The 24016-nt window shown below is 52.0% G+C and carries 19 protein-coding genes and 7 pseudogenes; 21 read left to right on the top strand and 5 right to left on the bottom strand.

What is annotated here, in order from left to right:
* Positions 1 to 135: 135 nt before the first annotated feature.
* The 9 genes and pseudogenes from FDY98_RS28515 (at position 136) to FDY98_RS17840 (ending at position 6174) form a co-directional block, all read left to right on the top strand.
* Positions 136 to 409, top strand: a pseudogene (locus FDY98_RS28515) (peptidylprolyl isomerase).
* Positions 410 to 492: 83 nt separating this feature from the next.
* Positions 493 to 927: pseudogene (locus tag FDY98_RS29685) on the top strand (ATP-binding cassette domain-containing protein); the annotation flags it as partial.
* Positions 913 to 1248 carry an AAA family ATPase gene (locus FDY98_RS29680; RefSeq protein WP_442907996.1) on the top strand — a complete coding sequence of 112 codons (336 nt, stop codon included), beginning with the start codon at positions 913 to 915 and terminating at the stop codon, positions 1246 to 1248. The pseudogene FDY98_RS29685 and the gene FDY98_RS29680, both read left to right, overlap by 15 nt.
* A 177-nt stretch (positions 1249 to 1425) precedes the next feature.
* Positions 1426 to 2181, top strand: a pseudogene (locus FDY98_RS17865) (ABC transporter permease).
* A gap of 157 nt (positions 2182 to 2338) precedes the next feature.
* Entirely contained in the window at positions 2339 to 3226 is an 888-nt protein-coding gene (locus FDY98_RS17860) for a nucleoid-associated protein (protein ID WP_340147032.1), read from the top strand.
* Between the two features lie 117 nt (positions 3227 to 3343).
* Entirely contained in the window at positions 3344 to 4306 is a 963-nt protein-coding gene (locus tag FDY98_RS17855; protein WP_155706057.1) for a hypothetical protein, read from the top strand.
* A 215-nt stretch (positions 4307 to 4521) separates the two neighbouring features.
* Positions 4522 to 4986 (top strand): tellurite resistance TerB family protein, encoded by a 465-nt coding sequence (locus FDY98_RS17850; RefSeq protein WP_138799404.1) that lies wholly within the window; start codon positions 4522 to 4524, stop codon positions 4984 to 4986.
* Positions 4979 to 5571 (top strand): annotated as a pseudogene (locus FDY98_RS17845) (exopolysaccharide biosynthesis protein). The gene FDY98_RS17850 and the pseudogene FDY98_RS17845 overlap by 8 nt, the downstream one beginning before the upstream one ends.
* Positions 5572 to 5613: 42 nt before the next feature.
* The gene (locus tag FDY98_RS17840) at positions 5614 to 6174 is read left to right on the top strand and encodes a YqhA family protein (protein ID WP_155706055.1); all 561 of its coding nucleotides are present in this window, start codon (positions 5614 to 5616) and stop codon (positions 6172 to 6174) included.
* Between the two features lie 22 nt (positions 6175 to 6196).
* Here the strand turns inward: FDY98_RS17840 and FDY98_RS17835 are convergent, their stop codons facing one another.
* Complete coding sequence (locus tag FDY98_RS17835; RefSeq protein ID WP_155706053.1) at positions 6197 to 7219, bottom strand: serine hydrolase domain-containing protein; 1023 nt, start codon at positions 7217 to 7219, stop codon at positions 6197 to 6199.
* Between the two features lie 203 nt (positions 7220 to 7422).
* Here FDY98_RS17835 and FDY98_RS17830 point away from each other — a divergent pair, with 203 nt between their 5' ends.
* Both FDY98_RS17830 and FDY98_RS17825 read left to right on the top strand, forming a co-directional pair.
* Complete coding sequence (locus FDY98_RS17830) at positions 7423 to 7719, top strand: helix-turn-helix domain-containing protein (protein ID WP_155706264.1); 297 nt, start codon at positions 7423 to 7425, stop codon at positions 7717 to 7719.
* Positions 7716 to 8280 (top strand): annotated as a pseudogene (locus tag FDY98_RS17825) (HipA domain-containing protein). Before FDY98_RS17830 ends, FDY98_RS17825 begins: the two are co-directional and overlap by 4 nt.
* Positions 8281 to 8932: 652 nt before the next feature.
* On the opposite strand, the gene FDY98_RS17820 reads toward FDY98_RS17825, so the two are convergent.
* Complete coding sequence (locus FDY98_RS17820) at positions 8933 to 9304, bottom strand: hypothetical protein (protein ID WP_442907990.1); 372 nt, start codon at positions 9302 to 9304, stop codon at positions 8933 to 8935.
* Positions 9305 to 9476: 172 nt separating this feature from the next.
* Between FDY98_RS17820 and FDY98_RS17815 the strand changes: the two genes are divergently transcribed.
* The 8 genes and pseudogenes from FDY98_RS17815 to FDY98_RS17780 all read left to right on the top strand — a co-directional run.
* A complete protein-coding gene (locus FDY98_RS17815; RefSeq protein WP_155706051.1) occupies positions 9477 to 10805 on the top strand; it encodes a UDP-glucose dehydrogenase family protein in 1329 nt (442 codons plus the stop codon).
* Between the two features lie 129 nt (positions 10806 to 10934).
* Positions 10935 to 12296 carry a flagellar filament capping protein FliD gene (gene fliD / locus FDY98_RS17810; protein WP_155706049.1) on the top strand — a complete coding sequence of 454 codons (1362 nt, stop codon included), beginning with the start codon at positions 10935 to 10937 and terminating at the stop codon, positions 12294 to 12296.
* A gap of 205 nt (positions 12297 to 12501) precedes the next feature.
* The gene (fliD, locus tag FDY98_RS17805; RefSeq protein ID WP_155706047.1) at positions 12502 to 13899 is read left to right on the top strand and encodes a flagellar filament capping protein FliD; all 1398 of its coding nucleotides are present in this window, start codon (positions 12502 to 12504) and stop codon (positions 13897 to 13899) included.
* A 326-nt stretch (positions 13900 to 14225) separates the two neighbouring features.
* Positions 14226 to 15775: pseudogene (locus FDY98_RS17800) on the top strand (flagellin N-terminal helical domain-containing protein).
* A 94-nt stretch (positions 15776 to 15869) separates the two neighbouring features.
* Complete coding sequence (locus FDY98_RS17795; protein WP_155706046.1) at positions 15870 to 16064, top strand: hypothetical protein; 195 nt, start codon at positions 15870 to 15872, stop codon at positions 16062 to 16064.
* Between the two features lie 241 nt (positions 16065 to 16305).
* On the top strand, positions 16306 to 17076 hold the full coding sequence (locus FDY98_RS17790; protein WP_155706044.1) for an amino acid ABC transporter substrate-binding protein: 771 nt from the start codon (positions 16306 to 16308) through the stop codon (positions 17074 to 17076).
* 82 nt (positions 17077 to 17158) lie between these two features.
* Positions 17159 to 17827 (top strand): amino acid ABC transporter permease, encoded by a 669-nt coding sequence (locus tag FDY98_RS17785; RefSeq protein ID WP_155706042.1) that lies wholly within the window; start codon positions 17159 to 17161, stop codon positions 17825 to 17827.
* A pseudogene (locus FDY98_RS17780) lies at positions 17824 to 18555 on the top strand (amino acid ABC transporter ATP-binding protein); the annotation flags it as partial. The gene FDY98_RS17785 and the pseudogene FDY98_RS17780, both read left to right, overlap by 4 nt.
* Before the next feature lie 98 nt (positions 18556 to 18653).
* On the opposite strand, the gene FDY98_RS17775 reads toward FDY98_RS17780, so the two are convergent.
* The 3 genes from FDY98_RS17775 to FDY98_RS17765 form a co-directional block, all read right to left on the bottom strand.
* Entirely contained in the window at positions 18654 to 19007 is a 354-nt protein-coding gene (locus FDY98_RS17775; RefSeq protein WP_022521973.1) for an HVO_A0114 family putative DNA-binding protein, read from the bottom strand.
* Complete coding sequence (locus FDY98_RS17770) at positions 19004 to 19354, bottom strand: toxin-antitoxin system TumE family protein (protein WP_155706041.1); 351 nt, start codon at positions 19352 to 19354, stop codon at positions 19004 to 19006. The genes FDY98_RS17775 and FDY98_RS17770 overlap by 4 nt, the downstream gene beginning before the upstream one ends.
* Before the next feature lie 424 nt (positions 19355 to 19778).
* Positions 19779 to 21755, bottom strand: coding sequence for a sensor domain-containing diguanylate cyclase (locus FDY98_RS17765; RefSeq protein WP_155706039.1), 1977 nt, complete (start codon positions 21753 to 21755; stop codon positions 19779 to 19781).
* A gap of 295 nt (positions 21756 to 22050) precedes the next feature.
* On the opposite strand from FDY98_RS17765, the gene rpsT reads away from it, so the two are divergent.
* On the top strand, positions 22051 to 22317 hold the full coding sequence (gene rpsT, locus FDY98_RS17760) for a 30S ribosomal protein S20 (RefSeq protein WP_008959243.1): 267 nt from the start codon (positions 22051 to 22053) through the stop codon (positions 22315 to 22317).
* 84 nt (positions 22318 to 22401) lie between these two features.
* Positions 22402 to 23985, top strand: a complete 1584-nt coding sequence (gene murJ / locus FDY98_RS17755) for a murein biosynthesis integral membrane protein MurJ (RefSeq protein WP_196518306.1) — start codon at positions 22402 to 22404, stop codon at positions 23983 to 23985.
* The last annotated feature ends 31 nt before the right edge of the window (positions 23986 to 24016 follow it).

Raw genomic sequence — 24016 nt, 5'->3', positions numbered from 1 at the left:
GGCCAGAGTCGGTAAGCGATCACGAACACGCCTTGGCCCGTGGGCGAAGCATTGCGTTATAGCGGAGCCCTGGGTAAGCCGTGGTAAACTACCGCCCCGATGACCCCTCAGAACATCATTAGTTAGGAGTAACCTATGACACGCGCCAGCGCCCGCCACATTTTGGTCAGCAGCGAAGGCAGTGCCTAGCACTCAAAGAAGAATTCAAAATGGCCGCGACTTTGCTGAAGTCGCTAAAGAGCACCTCCTGCTGCCCTCCAGCCGTCAAGGCGGCGACCTGGCAGCTTTGGCCCGGCCAGATGGTGCCCGAGTTCGATAAAGTCGTCTTTACGACGAAGTAGGCCAAGTACACGGCCCAGTGAAAACCCAGTTTGGTTACCATCTACTGGAAATTACCGAACGCACTTAACTTTTCCTAACCAAACGCTCTTAATTGCGCCTAAAAGGCCGTCAAGCGTTGCGGTCATTCGACCGCAACGTGAGGAGTACGCCTTGAACGACCCGATTATTACTATTAACGGCCTGAACAAAACCTACGAGGGTGGCTTTCAGGCGTTAACCCATATCGATTTAACCATCCAGCGCGGCGAGATATTTGCCCTGCTTGGCCCCAATGGGGCAGGTAAAACCACGTTGATTAGCGTGGTCTGCGGCTTGGTTAACCCCACCGCTGGTCATGTGTTGGTAGACGGGTTCGATAATATTACCCACTACCGCCAAGCCCGGGAGCGCATTGGGCTAGTGCCCCAAGAGCTGACCAACGAAGCGTTTGAAAACCGTCTGGGAACACCGTCAGTTTCAGCCGTGGTCTGTTTGGCAACGCGCCCAATCCTGCGCATATCGAAAAAGTGCTTAAGTCGCTGGCGCTTTGGGATAAGCGCAACAACCGGCTCATGACGCTCTCTCGGCGGTATGAAGCGCCGTGTGCTAATCGCCAAAGCGCTTTCCCACGAGCCGCGCATACTGTTTTTGGATGAGCCCACCGCTGGGGTCGACGTTGAACTGCGCCGGGATATGTGGGAAGTGGTGCGCCAGCTACGCGATAACGGCGTGACGATTATTTTGACGACCCACTACATCGAAGAAGCCGAAGAGATGGCCGACCGCATCGGCGTTATCAATCGCGGTGAGCTGGTGCTGGTGGAAGAAAAAGCGGCGTTAATGAGCAAACTGGGCAGCAAACAGCTAACCCTGAACCTGCACAGCCCGCTGGCAGAGATACCTGCAAACCTGCAGCGCTTGAGCTAAGCCTGGCCGCTGAAGGGTATGAGCTGATCTACACCTATGACGGTAGCCAGGAAGAGGACGGTCACGCTATTTCAGAGCTGTTGACCGCACTTGAGCGAGAGGTGTCACCTTTAAAGATCTGAATACTCGGCAAAGCTCGCTTGAAGATATTTTTGTTGATTTGGTTAAGGAGCGAGCATGAACCTGCATCCCGTTCGCGCTATTTATATGGCGGAAATGGCGCGCACGCGCCGCACGCTGCTGCAAAGTATTGTCTCGCGGTCATCTCCACGTCGCTTTACTTCGTCGTCTTTGGTGCCGCAATTGGCTCGCGCATCAGTGAGGTCAACGGGGTTAGCTACGGCGCCTTTATTGTGCCGGGCTGATTATGCTAATGCTGCTCACCCAGAGCGTCTCAAACGCCTCTTTCGGCATCTTCTTTCCGAAATTTTCCGGCAGTATTTACGAGCTGCTGTCGGCGCCTATCTCGCATTTAGAGATTGTGATCGGCTACGTGGGGGCGGCGGCCTCGAAATCGATTCTGCTGGGGGCGATTATTTTGGCGACCTCGGGCTTGTTTGTACCGTTGGAAATCGCCCCCCGTTTTGGATGTTGTTCTTTCTGGTGCTGACGGCTGTCACCTTTAGCCTGCTGGGTTTTATCATCGGCATTTGGGCCGATGGCTTTGACCGACTGCAGCTGGTGCCTGTTAGTGATCACCCGCTGACCTTTTTTGGCGGCAGCTTCTACTCCATTGATATGCTGCCGCCGTTTTGGCAAACCATTACCCTGGCAAACCCCGTGGTGTATCTGGTGAGCGGCTTTCGCTGGAGCTTTTACGGTATCAGCGATGTAAGCCTTGCCGCGAGTGGTGGCATGATTGCCCTCTTTCTCGCGGCTTGCCTGGTCGCCATTGGCTGGATTTTCCGAACTGGTTACCGCCTCAAACCCTGACTCTTTTTTTAACCCTGGAAGCTAGTAGACCTTTATGCACTACTGCAAAGTATTGTGCACCGCTCGATCCGACGCTTGACGGTGAGCGCCTAACCCTAACCGCTGCGCCTCAATCAGAGCAGGCAGCGCCAGTGACGATTCGGTGATGGCGAGCCTAGTGGGGTGCCTCAATGACACCTACAACACCAAGCCCAAAGGCTGGGGGCGCTTTGTCGAAGAGGGCGAACAGGCAGGGCCGCTTGCCATGTGGCTGCGCGACTATTTTGCTGGCGATAAAAGCTTTGCTGAGCTTTCTGTTGCACTGGCTGAACGGCTCGCCAAGCAGCTTCAGGAGCAGTTATCAGTAAGTGGTTACTTAGTGTTCAGCCACCAGCGCCAGGGTGATACTGAAACACTGTTGATGGCATTGGTGCACCAGCGCGAAGGGATTGGCATTAATGATGACCACCATGCCGTACCCGCGGCCCAGCTCAACACCAGCCAGCTTACCCTGGCAGCGCGTATCAACCTTACCCAATGGCAGAGCGAGTCACCGAATGCCCAGTATGTCTCGTTCCTAAAAGATCGCGGCGGTAAAAAACTCGCTGAGGGTTTGGTGGCATTGCTGGGTATGGAAGAGGGCGTCGATGCCCCGGCCGAAACCCGCACGTTGCTGAAAGCGTTTAGCGACTACGTCGAGAAAGAGGATTACGACGACGAGGTGAGCCGAGAAAAAACCGACACGCTGGTGGACTACGCCAATGAACAGCTTCGCCGTGGCGAGCCAATGACCTTGGAAGAGCTTTCTGGGCTGGTGGACGAACAGCAGCCGAAAGCCTTTTACGACCATATTCGCAACGCCGATTACGGGCTCTCGCCGGAAATCCCCCCCGATAAGCGCACCTTGAGCCAGTTCCGCCGCTTTACCGGCCGAGCGGGTGGTGTTTCGATTAGCTTTGATTCGCACCTGCTGGGCTCAAGTATCGAGTACGACGCCACCCAGGATCGCCTGATTATCAAGCAAGTGCCCAAGCAGTTAAGAGAGCAGCTTACCAAGAAGGATTGAGGTAAGGGCATCCTCGTCAGTAGAGCTCTTTTTTGTTGACGTGCAGATAGCATGAAGGGGTATCGCGCTAGCTAGGCGTCACTGTGCTAGCATTTGAGTAGTGGAATAGGAGTTTGCATGAGTGAAGCGGATACCTCCCAGCCTGCTGACCACGACAGTCCTTGGAAAATGGCGCTTGATGGGTACTTCCAGGAATTTTTGGATCTGCTGTTCCCAGCCATTCATGAACAAGTGGATTGGTCGAAAGGCTTTAGCTTTCTCGATAAGGAGTTACAGCAGATCACAGCGGATGCCAACAGTGGCAGGCGTTACGCCGATAAGTTGATCAAGGTCTATGCACAGGATGGCAGCGAGACTTGGGTTCTGATCCATGTTGAGGTGCAGGGGGAGCCGGAGGAAGCTTTTGCTGAGCGAATGTACACCTATCAGTACCGGCTACGTGACCGCTACGGGGTGGATGTGGTGAGCTTGGCGGTGCTGGCGGATATCCGCGATAGCTTCCGGCCCGCCACTTTCCGCTATCAGCGCTGGGGATGCGAGCTGACCTTTACCTTCCCCACGGCTAAACTGATGGATTGGGAAGCAAACTGGACTAAGTTGGAAGCAAGCGATAACGTCTTTGCGCTGGTGGTCATGGCCCAGGTCTACGCCAAGAGATTGAAGGACGGTGCAACGCGTAAGGATGTCAAGATTGCTCTCATTCGGCTGCTGTATGAACGAGGCTACAGCCGTGAACAGATTGTGCGGTTGTTCAATATCATCGACTGGATGCTCCAACTGCCGAGAGCTCTGGAGTCTGAGTTTGTCCAGGCGGTCTACGCCATACAGGAGGAAAAACACATGCCTTATGTCAACACTGTTGAGCGCTTTGAGCGAGAAAAAGAGCGTCAAGAAGGGCGTCAAGAAGGGCGTCATGAAGGAGTGGAAGGTACGTTGCGTAAGCAAATCGCCTTGAAGTTTGGTGAGATGCCCGATTGGGCAGATCAGCGCCTGACATTGGCTTCAGACACGCAGCTAGACGAGTGGGTAGTACAGATTCTGACGGCAGATAGCTTGGAAACTCTGCTTAATAAGCAATAACCTGCTAGTCAGTATCCTCACTCATCGCACTAAAGAGGGCAGCCCTGAGGCTGCCCTATGTGTATCCGTTTAATAATGGTTTTTCACTCAGTGATACTCATTTGGGTATGCCCTAAGCGCTTCCGCAACTCGTACTTAATAGTTACCCAATATCTATGAATGCACTTCAAGGCTTAAGTACGGTCAGAAGTCGGAAGCTATAAATGGAGAGTAAAATGCTGAACGCCATTAGTGATTTCTTCCAGCGCTCGCTGGCGCAACCCGAGCAGCGCGAAAATCAAACGCTTACCCTGGAACTGGCCACCGCGGCACTGCTGTGTGAAATCGTCCGCGCCGATTACGACACCACCGATGAAGAGCTTGCCGCGCTGCGCCTTATGCTGACCGAGCGCTACCAGCTCAGCGCAAGCGATGTGGAAGAGCTGATGACGTTGGCACAAACAGAAGTGGATGAGGCCGTCGACCATTACCAGTTTGTTAGCCTGATCAAAGAGCACTATAACTACGACCAGCGCTGTGAGCTGGTCGCGCAAATGTGGCAGCTGGCCTGGGCCGACGGCAGCGTTGACCCGCTTGAAGAGCACCGTATTCGTCGCTTGGCGGATTTACTGTATGTTAGCCATAGCGATTTTATCCGTACCAAACTGCACGTAGAGGAGCGCAATAAACCCGATGCATAACCGCAACGAAGACTCGAATTTAATGGATCTAATTAGCTCGATTGAGCGTATGGAGCAGGATGCTTCGCGGGTCAGCGTTGACGATGTTGTTCACGCCGTTGGACGGCGCTCGTTTGGGCCGCTGCTGCTAGTTGCCGGTCTGATTACGCTCACTCCGATCATTGGCGATATACCCGGCATGCCGACCTTAATGGCCGCATTGGTATTGCTGGTTTCCGTGCAGTTGCTAGCGGGAAGTGAGGCGTTTTGGTTGCCCCGTTGGTTGCTAAAACGCTCTCTCTCCGTCAAAAGTTTGATAAAGGCATTCAACTGATGAAAAAGCCTGCCCGCTGGATAGATGGACTATTGCGGGTGCGGTTACCCTGGCTGACGGGCTACATCGGTATCCGGGTAACTGCCTTGATGTGTTTATTGATTGCCTTGGCCATGCCACCGATGGAGTTTATTCCCTTTTCGGCCAACGGGGCGGGGCTTGCGCTTACCCTGCTGGGGTTAGGCTTGGTTGCCCGTGATGGTATCGCGCTACTGCTGGGGTTCGTGTTGTTCGTCGCCACCTGTGTATTGATCACGATGAGTCTGATATAGCAACGTTATATAACAACTTTTATATAACAACAGGAGTATGCCATGACTGATCCGGTTTCAACGCCACCGCCTAACCCGTCTGAAAATCAGGGGCGCTGGGAGCGACGCATTGAAACGGCGCTGTGGAATTCGCGCTTTTTGGTTATGCTGGCGGTCGTGCCCAGCTTATTGGGTTCATTGATGCTGTTTATCGTCGGTACCGTGGATATTTTCAAGGTAGTCGCTGATGTGATGGGATACTACCTATTGGGTGGCACCCAGGACATTCACGATAGCCTGGTGCCCGATATCATCATTGCGGTGGACATCTATCTGATTGCCATCGTATTGCTGATTTTCGGCTTAGGCGTTTACCGACTGTTTGTCTCCCGCATTGACCAAGCCGAAGCGAGTAATCTGCGCCACCCGTTTAACGTCGCTTCATTAGACCAACTGAAAGATAAAATCGCCCGGGTGGTGATTCTAGCGGTGATCATTGAGTTTTTCCGTGCCGTGGTGGATATCCGTTTTGCCACGCCCCTGGAAGCTATCTACTTAGCGCTTTCAGTGCTGGCACTGGCAGCCGCGCTCTACCTGATGAGCCTAGGCCACAAAGGCGAGTAAGCGCTCCCACGACCTGGCTGTGCTACTCATCATTTTCAGCTAACAAACCGTCTACCAGCCTGTTCAACCGCTGCTGGAACTGCCCGCCCGGCGAGGGTGGGTTAGGGTCTGAGGTGATCACTACGGTCATCTCACGCTCTGGAATAACGTAAAGTGCCTGGCCGCCGTAGCCACGTCCGTAGTACACGTCTTCGCCTGCCAACTGCGTAATAAACCAACCGTAGCCGTATCCGTCGCCAGTCCAGCGCGATGTACCGCGCGGTTGCCATGATTCTTCCACCCAACCCTCCGGCAGAACGCGCTGCTTGTCTCCTGCCTCATTAACCACGATGCCATCATTCCGATACAGCTCGCCCACCTCTATCAGTGCTCGCGGCGAGAGCTGCATATCATTGCCGCCAAAGTAGATCCCTTGGGGGTCGCGTAGCCAGGGGCGAATGGTGATATTAAGCGGATCACCCAATAGGCGCTGGGCAAGGGCATGGGTCGTCTCGCCGCTGGCGTGGGTGAGCGCGGCGGAAAGTAGATGGCTGGTGCCGGTGGAGTAGAGCATCTGCCCACCCGGCTCATCCACGAATGGGCGCGTCATCGCATCGTTCACCCAGTTGGCGCTGGCCACCCAGGCGCCATAGTTGCTGCCAGAAGTGCGCTCAAGCCCAGCCTGCTGGGCGAGCAGGTGCGCCACGGTGATATCCCCAACTTGTGGATCAATACCGCGCGGTAGATGCTCGCCAAACAGCGCCACCATAGGCTGTTCAGCGGATTCAATGATGCCCGCTTCAATCGCCGCACCAGTAATGGCAGCCAGCACCGTTTTGGACAGCGACTTAATATTGGTAGGCGACGCCACCCCTGGCCCACCTTGGTGAAGCTCGTGGATAATCTCACCGTTGTAGGCCACTACCACGCTGTGTACGCGGTTGAGCTGGCGGGTTTGCCGGTCTAGCGTCTGGAGTGCGTTTGCCGAAGGTTCATTAGCGGCTGCATAGGCGGTGGGTAACAACGAAGTAACAACAAACGAAACAAGCAAAGCAGTAGCGCGCATCGCAACACCTTCGGTATAAGTGGCAAAGGTTCGAGGTTTAGAAGTCGCAGAGGTTCCACAGCAGATAACCGCTAGAAGTAAGGCCAGGTAGTACTTTCTGAGTCTGGAGCCAAGTGCCTATGTCTTAAAAGATCACATTTGATCTTTTATAATCATTTTTAGTGTATAATGGATTATAAATGAGCCATTATTTAGAGGTTTCTATGGCCCTGACTCACTCTCTACTGGCTCCTGGTGAACTGTCCCAGCAGGTCGCTGCCAATGCACGAGAAGCGCGACTGGCGCAGAACCTTTCCCGTAGAACCTTGGCGCAGATGGCGGGTATTTCTGAGTCCACCATTAAACGATTCGAATCCAGTGGGCAAATAACTCTCGATGGTCTAGTGCTCATTGCCACAGCGCTGGGCGCCACACGCCAAATTGCCGAGCTATTCGAGCAGGAACACCCCGTCTCACTTGAAGAGATCAAGCAGACGGGGCGTACCCGGGGGCGAAAATGAAGCGTATCAACAGCGTAGAGGTACTGTTAGCGGGTAATCCTGTGGGGGAGCTGGTCGCTAGCCGACAGGGCATCTACTTTGCCTACCACCCTCATTGGGTGGCGGAAGGCTTCAATTTGTCGCCTCTGAACATGGGTTTTACTACCCAACCACAGAAGGCGCCGGATCCACTTCTTTTTGCTGGTCTACCGGGAGCATTTGCTGACTCGCTGCCTGATGGCTGGGGAATGCTGCTATCACGATGACCACGCTAAGAACTTCACTTTTTTGTATGACCAAGGTCGATGGACACTAGCTCCGGCTTATGACCTGACTTATGCCCCTGTCCGGGGCTACGCAGATGACCATACAACATCTTTCAGTGGGGCAGGTCTGGCTACCCGTAAAAAGCTCAAGCAGGTTTGTGCTTCCTTCAGCTACTTAAACCCGGATCTCTATATTGAGCAAACCCTTGATGCTCTATCCGAATGGTCATTCCTTTGCCGAGAATTAGAAATCGATGCCAAGCAGCAGAAAATAATTCAACGAGCATTCGATGAGAACAGCCAGCGTCTCGGATAACGCTATCTATGCGGCTAAGCTAATGCAGTCTTTTCGAAGAGGGAGATGCAGCCACATTACGCAAAAGCAGAAAAAGCCTGCTAGGATGGGTGTGTTGGCTCATGGGTAAGCAAGCCTTTGATTTCTCTAAAACGCAATAAGCAAGGAGCGCCCTATGCGTAATATTATCTACATTATTGGTCTGATCGTGGTTGTGCTGTTCATTCTGTCGATGCTAGGCCTGCGCTAAGCGATATAGAACATAGACTCTATAGAGCTAGGCTTTAGCAAATAAGCCCGCGCAACAAAAACCGCCCGAAGCGCTTGCTTGTGGGCGGTTTTTTATAAGGGCTTTTCGTCGCTCAGTGTGGAATTAACTCTGCCAGCATGAGTGTAACTCCCGTGGGAGGGAGCTTCAGCTCGCGAATGTTTGGGCTATTAGCAGGATGAAGTCAAAGGGATGCCTGCGGCACTCTTCGTCGAAGTGTCGAACCACCGAAGTGTCGGACCACGCTGAAGCAGCCTCCCACAACAGATAGCTGGCTTAGTGGTTGCGATCTGAACCGTGAGATAAAAAATAGCCAACCAATCTTAAATCCACATCAGATAACGAATAGCCTTTATAAGTCTCTTATACGATCTTCTGATCAGCAATGCGTGGCAGCAGCAGATGTTAAGCGCAATCAGCAGCCCCCTGACCGAACATATCAAACATAATTTCACGACCAAGACGGGTCAAAACAAAGCGACCATACTCATTGAAAGTGGCTGCTTCACTGGCTTCCATGACCTTCTGACAGGTTGCCCAGGTGGGCGCTGCGGCACAAAGTGTGAGCAATTCACGGTGCGCTAAACCGCGTTGGGGCAAGGTAATGGTTTCAAGCACATGGCCATTGTCGTAGAGCAGCTCAGCGGCAATCGATAAACACTGACGAAGGCTTCGTTGAACGTTCGCGGTAGTCGACAGCCCATTTGACGATAGGACTGAGCGTTCTTTTGTCGGCTCGGGCGTCATAAATTCTGAAGGCATAAGTCCCGGAGTCATTGCATGTTCTCCTGCAGTCAGCACCAAGTTGTGCTCGTTGCAGCGCATTATAAACCAAGGTCGATGTTAGACCAAGGTCTATAATTTAGAGGGAGTCTCCCACTATTGAACTCATCAACGGTAGGTCAATGTGCTACGCTCGCTACCATATATTTTAGCGAGTTAATAAGTCATGCATATCAGTGTATTCGGAACCGGTTATGTCGGCCTTGTCGCAGGCGCCTGCTTAGCCGATGTTGGTCATCAAGTCACCTGTATGGATGTTAATGCTGAGCGAATTGATCAGCTTAAGGGCGGAGAGGTGCCGATATTTGAGCCAGGGCTAAGCACTATCGTTGCCCACAACGTGGCGGCTGGCCGTTTACGCTTTACTGCTGACGCTGCCCAGGCGGTAGCCGATGGCGAACTGCTGTTTATTGCCGTGGGAACGCCGCCCGACGAAGATGGCAGTGCCGACCTACGCTATGTACTAGAGGTGGCGCGCACGATTGGCCAGCATATGGATAGCTATAAGCTGGTGATTGATAAGTCTACCGTGCCGGTGGGCACTGCAGAAAAAGTCCACGCTGCTATCAGCGATGTGCTCGAACAACGCGGTGTATCGCTCGCGTTCGATGTGTGTTCGAACCCTGAGTTTATGAAGGAGGGGGCAGCGATAGATGACTTTACCCGTGGCGCGCGGATTATCGTCGGTACAGAAAGCGAGCGGGTGAAAGCGCATATGCAAGAGTGCTACGCCCCCTACAACCGCAACCACGAAAAGTTGATGTTTATGAGCGTGCGGGCTGCCGAGCTAACCAAATACGCCGCCAATGCCATGCTCGCCACCAAAATCAGCTTTATGAACGAGATCGCCAATCTTGCCGAACGGCTCGAGGTGGATGTCGAAGACGTACGCCGAGGGATTGGCAGCGACCCACGTATTGGCTATCACTTCATCTACCCTGGCTGTGGTTACGGCGGCTCTTGCTTCCCCAAAGATGTCCAGGCATTAGAGCGGGCAGCGCGTCAGCTAGGCTATACGCCGGAACTGCTCAGCGCCGTCGAATCGGTTAATTTGCGTCAAAAGCAAACCCTGTTCACAAAACTGCAAGACAACCTAGGCAGTCTAAGTGGCAAGACTATTGCTGTTTGGGGCTTGGCCTTTAAACCCAACACAGACGATATGCGCGAAGCCCCTAGCCGCACGTTAATGGAAGCACTCTGGCAAGCGGGCGCTAAGGTGCAGGCGTTCGACCCTGAAGCCATGACAGAGTGCCGCCGCATTTATGGCGAGCGGGATGACCTAATGCTGGCAGGAGATCGGATTCAGGCTGTTAAAGGTGCCGATGCTTTGGTTATCTGCACCGAGTGGAAAGAGTTTCGCAGTGTCGATTTTGATTGGCTAGCCGACCAGCTGGCTGAAAAAGTCGTCATTGATGGGCGTAACTTGTACACGCCAAGTGCTGTTGAAGAAGCGGGGCTGCGTTACATAGGGGTGGGGCGGAAAAGCCACGATTAGGCAGCGAGCGAAAAAAAGGTTTAAGTTTAATGTTAAATGGTCGATAGTTATTAACTACTAGGATGATAAATTACTTCACGAGCAGTGTAATCAGTAGCGTGATGACGTTATAAAAGAGGACGGTAAAGTATGGCTTCCATTTCATCACTTGGTATTGGCTCAGGCTTGGATCTCAACGGTTTATTAGATCAGTTGAAAGAGGCCGAGGAAGAGAAGCTTGTGCCGATTCTTGAGCGGCAGGAAACCCAGAAGACCAAGATTTCCGCCTATGGGCAGTTGCAAAGTGCGCTTTCAACGTTTCAAGACGCCGCGGATGCACTGAACGACAGTACGCTTTATGAAAGCCTTTCTACCAACGTAGATGGCGAAGCAATTACGGCCACAGCAGACGGTGAAGCGCAGCCAGGTAGCTATAACGTTACCGTTGACACGCTAGCGACGCGTGGCACGCTTGCCTCAGACGGGGTGGCCGCCGCCGATGAGGCAATTACAGCGGCTGACCAAAAATTAACCTTAAACTTTGCCGATGGCTCCACCCAAGAGATCGATATTGCGTCAGGCAGTACTCTAGAAGATATTCGCGATACGATTAACGCCACTGAAGGTTCGGGCGTTAATGCCACTATCGTGAATGACGGCACCAATTTCCGTCTAGCATTAAGTTCCAGCGAAACCGGCGCAGATGCTTCAATTGATAACTTCAGTTTTGACGGTGCTGCCCCTTTTGCTGCAGATACCGCTAATACGCTGCAAAGTGGTACTGACGCAGCGCTTACCGTTAACGGCATTGATATCACCAGCTCCACTAACCAGGTTGAAGGCGCTATCCAGGGCGTAACGCTGAACCTTCAAGAAGAGGGCGAGAGCACTGTTAAAGTAGAGCAGGATACGCTGAAGGTTCGCGAAGCCGTAACGGGTTTTGTGAATGCTTACAACGATCTTAAAGACAAAATTGGCGATCTAACCAGCTTCAACTCCGAAACTGGCGAGGCCGGTGGGCTGTTGGGTGACAGTACGGTACGTACCGTTGAGTCTCGCTTGCGTAGTGTTCTGGGTGGGGCTGTTGAGGGCGAACTCTCTATCCTTAGTGATATCGGCATTTCGCACAAATACGATACCGGGCTTGGGTATAGCAAGCTTGAAGTCGACGCAGATAAACTAGACGATGCCATCGCCAATAACCAAGATGCGCTTTCAACCTTCTTTGCAGGCGATACGGATGAGGCGGGCATGGCGGGGCAAATTAATACAGCAGTCGAACAATTGCTTAGCTCTAACGGTCGAGTGTCAGGGGCGATTAGCGGGGCGGAAAATCTCAACAAATCGCTCGTAGAGCAATATACCCGTATGGAGCAATCAATTGAGCAGACGATGTCTCGTTATCGCAGCCAGTTTGGTCAACTGGATGGCATGATTGCGCAAATGAACCAGACGAGCAGCTACCTCACTCAGCAGTTCGATGCTCTAGATGCTCAGCTTGGACGTGACTGATACGGCAAGCTAGACATTGATGCACCTAGCGCCTGCGTTAAGCATGCGTTTTCATTGGTAAAAATAAAATAGCTAAGTTAGCGAAAGAAAAAGCGCTAAAGTTGCCCTCTTTTCAGTCGATAAGGTTATTATCATATTTTTTGTGCTAGCACTGTTCTGCAAGCACACTCTACTGGTTTAGCCTTTTGCACTGAGGAACCCCTGCATGGCGACGATAACCTCCCTTGGTGTTGGTTCGGGTCTTGACCTGACTGGACTGCTGGATCAACTACAAGAAGCCGAGCGTGGCAAGCTTGTTCCTATTACCCGCCAAAAAGAACAACAGGCTGAAAAGATCTCCGCCTATGGTCAACTGCAAACCGCGCTTAATGGGTTTCAAGATGCTTTGGCGAAAATTAACGACCCCAAACTCTATCAAAGCCTTTCCGCCAACGTGCGGGGAGATGCGATTAAAGCTACTACCACGGCGGATGCGTTGCCGGGTAGCTACCGTGTGGAAGTCAGACAACTGGCGACTTCAGGCACGCTTGCTTCCGGCCGGGTAAACGAGAAAGATCAGATTCTTGACTTGCAAGGCGCTACTAAGCTCAAGCTAACCTTTGGCAGTGGTGACTCAGTGGATATTGCCATCGCTGCCGATAGCACGCTCAACAGCATTCGTGATGCAATCAACGCCGATAAAGCGTCAGGCGTAAATGCCACCATCATCAATGATGGTTCAGGGTACCGCTTAGCGCTTAGTTCCAAAGCCACGGGTACAGACGCCTCTATTGATAGTTTTAGTTTTGTCGACGCTGCAGGTACTGTCGTAACCGGCCCATTCGCTGAAGCAACAGAGGTAGGTGCCAAGCGCCAGGGGCAAGATGCGGCGCTAACCGTTAATGGTATAGCGATTAGCAGTGCTAAGAACCAAATCGAAGGCGCTATTCAAGGTGTAACGCTCAACCTTACTGAACTGAGTATCGCGGAAGGTGAAACGGCCTCCAGCACGGTAAATATCGAGCGAGATACGCTAAAACAGCGTGAAGCGATTAACGGCTTTGTCAAAGCGTTTAATGATTTAAAAGGCACTATCGGCACATTGACAGCATTTAATGCAGAAAATGATACCGTGGGTAAGCTCTTAGGTGACAGCGCCGTGCGCACCATCGAGACACGCCTGCGTAGCGCACTGACCAGCGGGGTAGAAGGAGGCGAGTTATCCACCCTTAGCCAGCTCGGTATTTCATTACAGCGTGACGGTACGCTAAAAGTGGATGACGCTAAACTTAGCGATCTGGTAGCGAATAACCCACAAGCGCTAAGCGCCTTCTTTGCCGGTGATGCAAGGGAAGGAGGCTTAGCAGGTAAGCTAGGGACATCTATTGAACAGATGCTGGGCGCTAATGGAGTTCTTAAAGGTGCTATTACCGGTGCAGAAAACCGGGTAAAAAGCCTGGACACCCGGTATGAGCGCATGGAAAAAAACATTGAAGGTACTATTGCCCGTTACCGCAGCCAGTTCAGTCAGTTGGATGTGATGGTTGCACAAATGAACAGCATGAGCTCTTACCTCACCCAGCAATTTGATGCATTGGATGCTCAGCTAGGCCGCAAAAAGTAGAGCCATCTCAGCAGGCATTGTCATTGTGGGAAGCAGCTTTAGCTCGCGACGAGTTCTGCTTCCAGCTGGACTGGTGCAATTGTGGGAGGTAGCTTTAGCTCGCGACCAAAGCGCGGTGTCATCGAAACTCAGTAAGCAATCTCATACTCCCCACGGCCACCCCGCCGAAGCATGAAAATCTTCACTATTCAGTTACCAACGTTTACATCTTTTTTTACCACTTCCCCTAAAGAAACCCCTCGCGCTGCCGTTAATTAATACAACGGCACAAACAGTGGCCGAAAGCGGGCCTCAGGGCCAGTGTCCAAAGCAAGGAGAATCACCCCATGTCAGTGATCAATACCAACATCACATCAATGATTGGCCAATCTAACCTGAACAAGAGCCAAAATTCGCTTCAGACAAGCATGGAAAGGCTTTCTTCAGGTCTGCGCATCAACAGCGCCAAGGATGATGCCGCCGGTCAGGCCATCGCCAACCGCATGTCTTCCCAGATCACCGGCCTTGCACAGGCTCAGCGTAACGCCAATGACGGTATCTCAGTGGCGCAAACTGCTGAAGGTGCTCTTAACCAAGTGAACGATAACTTGCAGCGTGTGCGTGAACTGACTGTTCAAGCCAGAACGGAACTAACTCTTCTAATGACTTAGTGTCGATCCAGGCTGAAATTGATCAGCGCCTGACCGAGATTAACCGTATCTCTGAACAGACTGACTTCAACGGCGTTAAAGTACTACAGCAAGACAATAATCTGAATATTCAGGTGGGCGCTAACGATAATGAGTCTATCAGTGTAGGACTCCAAAAGATTGATGCTACCTCATTAGGCTTGAACACATTCACTGTTAGCGGTGATAAAGCTGCAACTCTTGAAGATATGGTCAAGGAGTTTGGTGCTTCGGGTACATCGAACTTCACGGTTGATGTATACGATGCAGCTGGTGCCGTAACTACTGGGTCTGCCGCCGAAGTAGATGTTGTTAGTGGCACTGTTACTGATGGTACTAACCCACTATACGTTAGCCAAACTACTGGTCGTATTACCAGTGCAGCTAGCAATACTGGCGCTACGGGGGCTGCTGGCGATACACAGTCACTTGCTTTCGCCTCTTCTTTTGCTGGTGTGGATCAAGGTGAAAGCAAGACGATTGGTGGAGCAGTTTGGACACGTGAAACAGCTGGCAGTGATGCCAATGGTAATGGCATCTACACCGCTACCATTGAAGGAAAAGAAGTCAAGGTTGAAGTTGTAAGCTCTACCGCTCCTGCTGGTACCGGTGCAGAAGTCAATGTTACGCAAGGTAGTCTCTTTATGGATGAGTCTACCTTTGCAGCCGCAACCACTAAGTTCACGACTTTCGGTACCAATGAGAAAGCGCGTGAGATTGACTTGGAAACTGCCGGTGCCAACTATACTGGCGCTACATTAAATGTTGGCTCAGATGTATTTGGTGTAGATGCTGGTGGTACAGTAACTGCCACTACTATTGATGCCGGTTCTCCTCTGAATGGTGAAATTGCTGCTAACGACGTGATTTACGTTAAAAATGCAGGTCAAGCTAATCAACAACTTATTTCACAAGATAATGCTGTTGAAGCCTCGCGTGATCCTTTAGAAAAGCTAGATGCCGCTCTAGGCAAGGTTGATGCATTGCGCTCTGATTTGGGTGCTATTCAGAACCGTTTTGAGTCTGCGATCACTAACCTGAATACTAATGAGACTAACCTTTCTTCTGCTCGTTCACGTATCGAAGATGCTGACTATGCGGTAGAAGTAGCTAACATGACTCGTGCACAGATCCTGCAGCAGGCCGGTACTTCTGTACTGGCACAGGCCAACCAGATCCCGCAGAACGTTCTGTCTCTGCTGGGTTAATCTAAGGCTTAGTCACGATAAAGCTTTCGCTATATCGCTAAGTAGCACAGCTGAACCGGCTCCCTTTGGGGCCGGTTTTTATTAGGGATTGGCTATGAAAAATGATGAATATCAACAGGTAATTGATAAGTTACAGCTCTTAATTTCTGAAACTCAGACTACGCTAAAACGCTTTGAAGAAACCGGCATGGATACACATATGCAAGATGACTACGACAAGTTGCTTGATGTTTTGGATGCGGCTATTAAGCAACAGCGAGAACATACGCAGGGCATGTTAGTGAGCTGATTTTTTCCAATACGTATTTTTATGCAGTGCTGTCTTACCCGCGCTTTGAGCCGCCAGGGCAAAATACTCCAATCACAAGAAGTGCAATTGTGACTGCATCTATATTCAAAATATGAATAAAAAACATCTTTATTATTCTTTTGTGCGTGTTTTCTCTTGGGAGTATGATAGCAACCATCAAAGCCGTATTTTATATGGCTATTCGGATCGTCGGGATATCGACTAACGAGGAATCAGACCCATGCCACTACCACGCAAGCTTAATAGCACCCTGGCTGCGCTTTCACTAAGCATTGTAAGCGGTTTGTTCGCCGCGACCGCCCAGGCCGATACACTCCGGGTGGGTATGTCCGGTGGTTACTTCCCCTTTACCTTTGTTGAGCAGGATGTGCTTAAGGGTTTTGAAGTTGATGTCATGAATGCCGTGGGTGAGATCACCGGTGATGACATTGAGTTTGTCACCGCGAGCTTCTCGGGCCTGGCGGGGATGCTTGAATCTGGCCGTATCGATACCATTGCCAATCAGATCACCATTACCCCAGAGCGCGAAGCGAAGTATGTGTTCACTTCGCCTTACGTGTATGACGGTGCTCAGGTCGTCGTCAAGGCAGGTAATGATACTATTCATGGTGTTGAGGATTTGTCCGGCAAAAGCGTGGCCGTCAACCTGGGCTCGAACTACGAGCAGTTATTGCGTGAGCAGCCGAACGCCGATGAAATCGACATTCGCACCTATGAGTCCAATATCGAGCAGGATGTGGCATTGGGTCGGGTAGAAGCCTTTGTGATGGATCGTGTTAGTGCTACGCAGGTCATTAAAGAGAAAGGCCTGCCGTTAGAGCTGGCGGGCCAGCCTTTCTCGACCATTGAGAACGCATTGCCGTTCCGTGATGATGAAGCGGGCCGTGAGCAGCGCGACCGTGTCGATGCAGCGCTGAGTGAGTTGCGTGAGAATGGTGAGCTGCGTGAGATATCGGAAAAGTGGTTTAATACTGATATCACCCAGCCCTAAACGCTGAATTGATCCGTTCAACGCGGCCGTGGCATTGCCACGGCCGTTTGCTTATAAGCGATTTAGCCTATGTTTAATTATCATGCTTAACCTCGAATACATGTGGGGGCTGCTGCCGGTTCTGCTGCGCTACTTGCCGCTCACCCTTCAAATGGCAACGATTGCCATGTTCTTTGCGCTGATTCTGGCGTGCCTGCTGGCGGTAGTTCGCGTATCAAAAGTGCCATTCTTGAACGGCTTCTCGCTGCTGTTTATCTCGTTTTTTCGAGGTACGCCGCTGCTGGTTCAGCTGTTTCTTTTCTACTATGGCTTGCCGCAGTTGATCAGCGCGTTAATCTCAATTACCGGCGTTACCGCCGCCGTGCTAGGCCTGACGCTGCACTTCTCTGCCTATATGGCCGAATCCATTCGTGCGGCGATTGTCGGGATTGATCGCAGCCAGACTGAAGCCGCGCTTTCCATCGGGATGACCCAGTCGCAACTGATGCGCCGCATCATTCTGCCCCAGGCAACCCGCGTGGCAACGCCGACGCTGATGAACTATTTCATCGATATGATTAAAGCGACCTCGTTGGCCTTTACGCTGGGCGTGACCGAGCTTATGGGGGCCACGCAAAAAGAGGCTGCGGGCAGCTTCCTCTATTTAGAAGCATTCCTGCTGGTGGCGCTGATTTATTGGGTGATAGTTGAAGTACTTTCCTGGGGGCAGCGCCGGTTAGAAATTTATCTGAATAAGGCCTACCAACGATGATTTCGCTGCAAGGCATTACCAAGCGTTTTAGTGGCCATACGGTGTTTCAAGATATCAACTTGAGCCTTGCCCAGGGTGAGATCATTGTGATCATTGGGCCTTCTGGTACAGGTAAGTCGACGTTGCTGCGCTGTATCAACTTTCTTGAACGCCCTGATGCAGGCCGTTTGCAGGTGGGTGATTTGAGCGTTGATACCCAGCGTGCCAGCCGGGCAGATATCCTGGCATTGCGCCGGCGTACCGCCTTTGTATTTCAGAACTACGGCCTGTTCGCCAACAAAACCGCGCTGGAGAATATCAGCGAGGGGATGATCGTGGTGGACAAACTGCCGAAGGCTAAGGCCCATGCACGGGCAAGAGAGATCCTTGAGCGCATCGGTCTGGCAGACAAAGCAGATGCTTATCCCGCTTCTCTCTCCGGCGGTCAGCAGCAGCGGGTGGGTATTGGCCGTGCCATGGCCGCCAACGCCGACGTGATTCTTTTTGACGAGCCCACCTCTTCACTTGACCCTCAATGGGTAGAGGAAGTATTGAGCCTGATGAAACAGTTAGCGGTAGAGCGCCAGACGATGATCGTGGTCACCCACGAGATGCAGTTCGCCCGGGAAGTAGCGGATCGGGTTGTCTTCATGGACGAGGGCGGCATCGTCGAGGAAGCGCCTCCTGAAGAGTTGTTCACTGCACCCAAAGATGAGCGAACGCGCCATTTCTTGCGCAAAATTTTAGCGCCCGGGGCAGGCTGTGCCTTAAATGCTGAATACAGTTACTGTCCGCGGTGCACCGCTAAGAAAAATGCCTGTTTTGCACTTTGCCTGTTTTGCACTTTTTACATTAACGTGACTTCAAAGCTATCGGCAGTAACCACAGGGGTCTTGGCATGTCGTGGGCCTTCTTGGATTTCCACTAAGCCATAATCGCCCATCTTTTTAATGGTGCGACTCAAACTTTCTTTTCGACGCCCGGTTATCTCAGCAAGCTCCCCTAATGATTGCGGCTTGCAGCGCCGAATCGTTTTGAGAAGTTCAAGGTTTTTCGTGTTTAACAGACGAGACATGGACTCGACACTATCAAACCATACCTTAGGCTCATCAGGAGCAGGTTTATAGAAACCTTTGGCAATTGAGATTGTGCGCTCACGGAATTCATCACGGTTCATGATGCCGATCTTGACGGTTGTCATATTCCTTCCTCTCGGAGTATTTCGTCGACATGCTTCCAAAAGTCTTCAATCAAGTGAGCCGCAGAATCAAAGAAGTAATCACTGACAACGCTGCGATAATGGCGGTGATCCCACTCTTCGCGTCGTCCCGCAAACTTTCTGCGTTTGATTTTTGGAGCATGTGCGTTGTCAAAGCCAAGTAGCCGTGTCCCGCTCTTATGATGCAAGGTCAAGCTATATTTTATTCCATGGGGGATGTTCGGTGTTGCCTTGACTCGCCGCACCTCAAACTTGACCCAAAAATCACCTTGGATGCCGTACTGAGTTCCATCGAGCGCTAATAAAGTATCTAGCCCTTGATCATCCATACGCTCCTTCCCTATTTCATAGATAAAATATAGTAGGGTTGATTGTAGATGTCAATGGTTGGGTGTGGAGTTGCGCCTATCTACGAGCCGGGCTTGAGCTGCTATCAGGCACTCTGGACACGAACATGCTGGGTCGATTTGCAATACGCGCTGGCGATTTTGGACTGGTGGCACGCCCGTGCTGCACTTGTTGGTTGAGTTCAGGCCATTGGGCCCAGCAAACATCCGCAAGCGGGGTGTCTCATCCATTAGGTAACCTTGAGCTTCATTCCTATGGGAGCTTTATGCTTAGGAGGTGCTTTCTTCAGAACCTGCGTAGCGCTAGTGACCATGTTTATTCTGTGCACTATATCGAAGTACCCATAATTGGCAATTACAGCAGTGTTTTGGCTGTGCAAGCTGTACCTTCGAGCACGTAATCCTGCTACGCCGCGTTAACAACCACTTGATTACGGCCATTATCTTTAGCCTGATATAACCCTATATCGGCGCGTTTCAGGGCAGGCTTAAGTGCTTTTTCGTTGTCTAGAATAGTCGTTACCCCTAGCGAAGCAGTCAGCCAAAGTGCCTGTTCGGCGTGCTCAGCTGTGACGTTAATGGGGGTAACTGCCGTTGTTCTACGTATTCGCTCGGCCACCTGTTCCGCTTGAGAAAGCGAGGTATTGGGAAGCAAAATAGCAAACTCTTCGCCGCCCACTCGGCATAGCAAGTCTTCCTGTCGAAGCAGTTTGGTTACTATTTTGGTGAAGTTTTTCAGTACGTCATCGCCTGCGTCATGTCCGTACGTATCGTTAATGTGCTTAAAGTGGTCAATATCAATGGCGATGAGCGCGATTGGGAAATTTTGCCTTCGCGCCCGGGATATTTCAGTCGTTGCTTGGGCCTGTAAATAGCGTCGATTGAAGACCCCCGTTAAGGGGTCGGTCATGGCTTGGGCGCGTAGTTTCTCTTCTAGCTCTTTGCGCTCGGTAAGGTCAAAGACGGTAGCGCGCGAATGCACAAACTGACCATTGCGGCAGAAGGCTGAGGCTTGAATCATGACGTGACGCTGCTCGCCGTTTCGGGTTAGCAGGCTGCATTCAGCGCTACTGGGTTGATTTTGTTTAACGTTTGCGAAAGCTTTATCAAACTGATCGCGGGTTTCTGGCGTGATCAATTCTCGGTAAGTGATGTGACCAATAACTTCTTCACCGGTGTAGCCTAGCCAAGCGAGCTCGGTGCGGTTCATTTTGATCACTCGCCCTGTGGTATCGAGCGAGTGGTAGCCACAGGGGGCGTTTTCATAAAGATCGCTGACTTCATGAGCGTGGCGCTGAGCCGCCCTACGTAGCTGGCGCTGACGCTGGCTGCTGAGAGCCCAGAATATTCCAAAGGCGACGGCGACACCGTAGGTCAACAGTAGAAACCAGAGCACGGTGGTCTCTTCTTCTATTAAGGATCGCCAAGTAGGTAGTGGTAATGTCACGCCCAGCTTCCAAGGGTAGTAAGCGTTTTCGCTGAAAACAGTACCCGCTAGGCTACGGTAGCGCTGAGTGCGTATATCTTCAGTCTGAAAGCGTAATAGCTGACCATCGACCTTGGCATGACCTGTGTTGCGCTGCTGCATGGCTTGCCAATAGAGAGGAGAAAGGGCGGCAAAATCGCTGCCAAAGCTCGTCGTATTTAATGGCGGGAGGCCTTCATCGAGCAGCCATCGTCCTTGGGCGTCGATTAAAATCGCATTGGCATCTTGGTCAAGCAACATGGCCTGACGTAGGGCGCTGGTAAGGTAATCCCAATTGAGGCTCAAAAGCACCACGCCACGGCGTTCCCCCATGGCATCAAAAACGGGTGTCGACACATTGACCACAGGAATCACGTCGCGACCCATTAGCTCGAATTGGAGGTTACGGCCCGGTGGCGAGATATAAAGATCGCGTGGCTGCAGTGAAGAGGCTCCTTTGAAATAGTCGGTATAGGCATGATGATTGGCATTCACGCGGGGCCCCGTTTGAATACTTTTAGGTGCACGGAGTACTTCGCTGCCATGATTATCAATGAGTACCAGCTTGGTATAGCGAGGGTTGTGGCTGATCAACGTGTTTAGAAAGGTTGAAAGTTGCGATAAGTCGCTAAGCGAATAAGGCTGGGCTGATATCGACGAGTTGTCCTGTGCTACCAGGTACCGCCTTAACGCAGGCATTTCGGCAATCGCCAGCGCGTAATTTAGGCTTTCATTAATATCGCGGGTTAGTGCCTCCTGGCCAGCTTTCAATAAGGCATCTGCTTCGGTATGCAGGCTATCTAGTCGGGACTCCATATGGACATGGAGCACAGGCAGCAACGTTGTCGATACGAGTATCAACGGTATGCAAATGGCTAGTAGTAAGCGAGTGTGTAAACGCCGCAATGACACTGACATGTTTCCTTTGAGTAGGTCTGCGCTGGGCAGCCTGCTTTTAAAGTTATACGTTGTACTTGTAAAGGCGTAGCTAGCAAGCTCGCCAAGTGCGTGATAGACTACGCCATCCTCTCAGACAAGTCCCGTGAGCGGGCAGCTTATTTCGACTGCCTGCTACACACTTTGGTAGGGTGATACGCCTGCCAAATCAATTGGTTGTTGCGGAAACGTCGTGCTGTGGCAGCACAGCAGACGAACACATATTTAATTTCGTTGCCGTTTTGTCGGCAACCTTTATTCTCCAAGGAGATACCCTGTGGCGAACAGCAAGCAAGCTCGCAAGCGCGCCCGCCAGGCCGAGAACCGTCGCGTCCTGAAATCCAGCCAGCGCAGCATGGTCCGCACCTACATCAAGCGTGTAGTGAAAGCGATCAGCACCGGCGACCACGCTAAGGCAATGGAAGAGTTCAAGGCAATGCAACCGGTCGTTGACCGTATTGCAGACAAAGACGTGCTGTCTAAGAAGAAAGCAGCTCGCCTGAAGAGCCGTTTGAACAAGCGTATTAAGGCACTGGCGGCGTAAGCCGGCAGGCGCCATAAAAAAACCGGCTGCGGCCGGTTTTTTTGTGTCTGGATGATTTTTCTAGATGATTTTTCTGGATAGCTTATGACAGCGAAGAAAGCGCCCAACACATCTCCAAGCACCACAGTCGTGCGTCGCGGGCTAATGCGCTCGGGGCTTGTAGTCAGTGCCATGACCATGCTGTCGAGAGTGATGGGGCTGGCGCGTGATGTGGTTATCGCTACCTTCTTAGGGGCAGGGGATGGCGCCGATGCGTTTTTCGTGGCGTTTAAGATCCCTAACTTTCTGCGCCGTCTGTTTGCTGAAGGGGCGTTTAACCAAGCCTTTGTACCCGTGCTTTCGGAGTACTCCACCCAGCGAAGTCGGGAGGAAATACGCGCGCTGCTGAATGCCACTGCCGGTAGCTTAACGGCGGTGCTGGCGCTAATTACCGCCGTGGCGATGCTCTGTGCGCCGTGGCTGATTTGGGTATTTGCCCCTGGGTTTGGCAGTGATCCGGAAAAATTGGCGCTGACCGCCGATATGCTGCGCTTAACGTTTCCCTATTTACTGTTGATTTCGCTCACCGCGTTTTCCGGTAGCGTGCTGAATACCTGGAACCGCTTTGCGGTTCCCGCGTTTACCCCAGTGCTGCTTAACCTTTCGCTGATTGGGGCGGCGCTGTTTTTAATGCCGCTAATGGAAGAGCCCGCCATGGCGTTGGCCTGGGGCGTGTTGATCGCCGGGGCGGCACAGTTGGTTTTTCAGGTGCCGTTTTTACTGCGCTTGGGGTTGATGCCCACACCCTGGCCTAATTTTGCTCATGAGGGCGTGCGACGCATACTGATACTCATGGGGCCTGCGCTGTTTGGGGTATCGGTATCGCAAATTAACCTGCTGCTGGATACCGTTTTGGCATCATTGCTGGCGGCGGGCAGCGTGTCGTGGCTTTACTACTCGGATCGCTTAGTGGAACTGCCGCTGGGCGTGTTTGGGGTGGCCATTGGGACGGTGATTTTACCGGCACTTTCTAAACGCCATGCTGACCAGTCCAAGGAGCACTTTGCTGCGATGCTTGATTGGGCGATCCGTATTGTATTGCTGTTAGGCTTGCCCGCGGCACTGGCGCTGGCGGTGCTGGCCGAGCCGCTGTTAATCACGCTGTTTCATTACGGAGCGATGACCGACAACGACATACAGATGGCGGCCATGAGTCTGCGTGCTTATGCCTTTGGCTTGGTAGCCTTTATGCTGATCAAAGTATTGGCACCGGGATTTTTTGCTCGCCAAGACACCAAAACCCCGGTGAAGGTAGGCATTATCGCCATGGTCGCTAATATGGTGTTTAACCTACTGCTGATTTGGCCGCTGGCCCATGCCGGATTGGCGTTAGCCACCGCGCTTTCTGCGTTCCTGAACGCGGGCCTGTTGGGTTACTTACTGCATAAGCAGGGAGTGTTGGTCTTTCAGCCGGGCTGGAAGCGCTATTCGGTGCAGTTACTAGGTGGCAGCGGGCTAATGTGCGCGGCCCTCTATTTTATTGCGCCCGACTGGCAGGCTTGGCTCGCGTTTGGCCTTTGGCAACGGATAAGCTGGGTCACCGGGCTAGTGATACTGGGCGGCTCGCTGTACTTTGCGTGGCTGGCGGCACTGGGTTTGCGCGTTCGTCATTTAAAAATGCACTCATAACACTGCATCCTGGGGTGTGGGTTCGTTATAA

Source organism: Halomonas sp. PA16-9 (genome assembly GCF_009728585.1).
Classification (GTDB): Bacteria; Pseudomonadota; Gammaproteobacteria; order Pseudomonadales; family Halomonadaceae; genus Vreelandella; species Vreelandella titanicae.
This window is presented reverse-complemented; position numbering and strand designations above follow the sequence as displayed.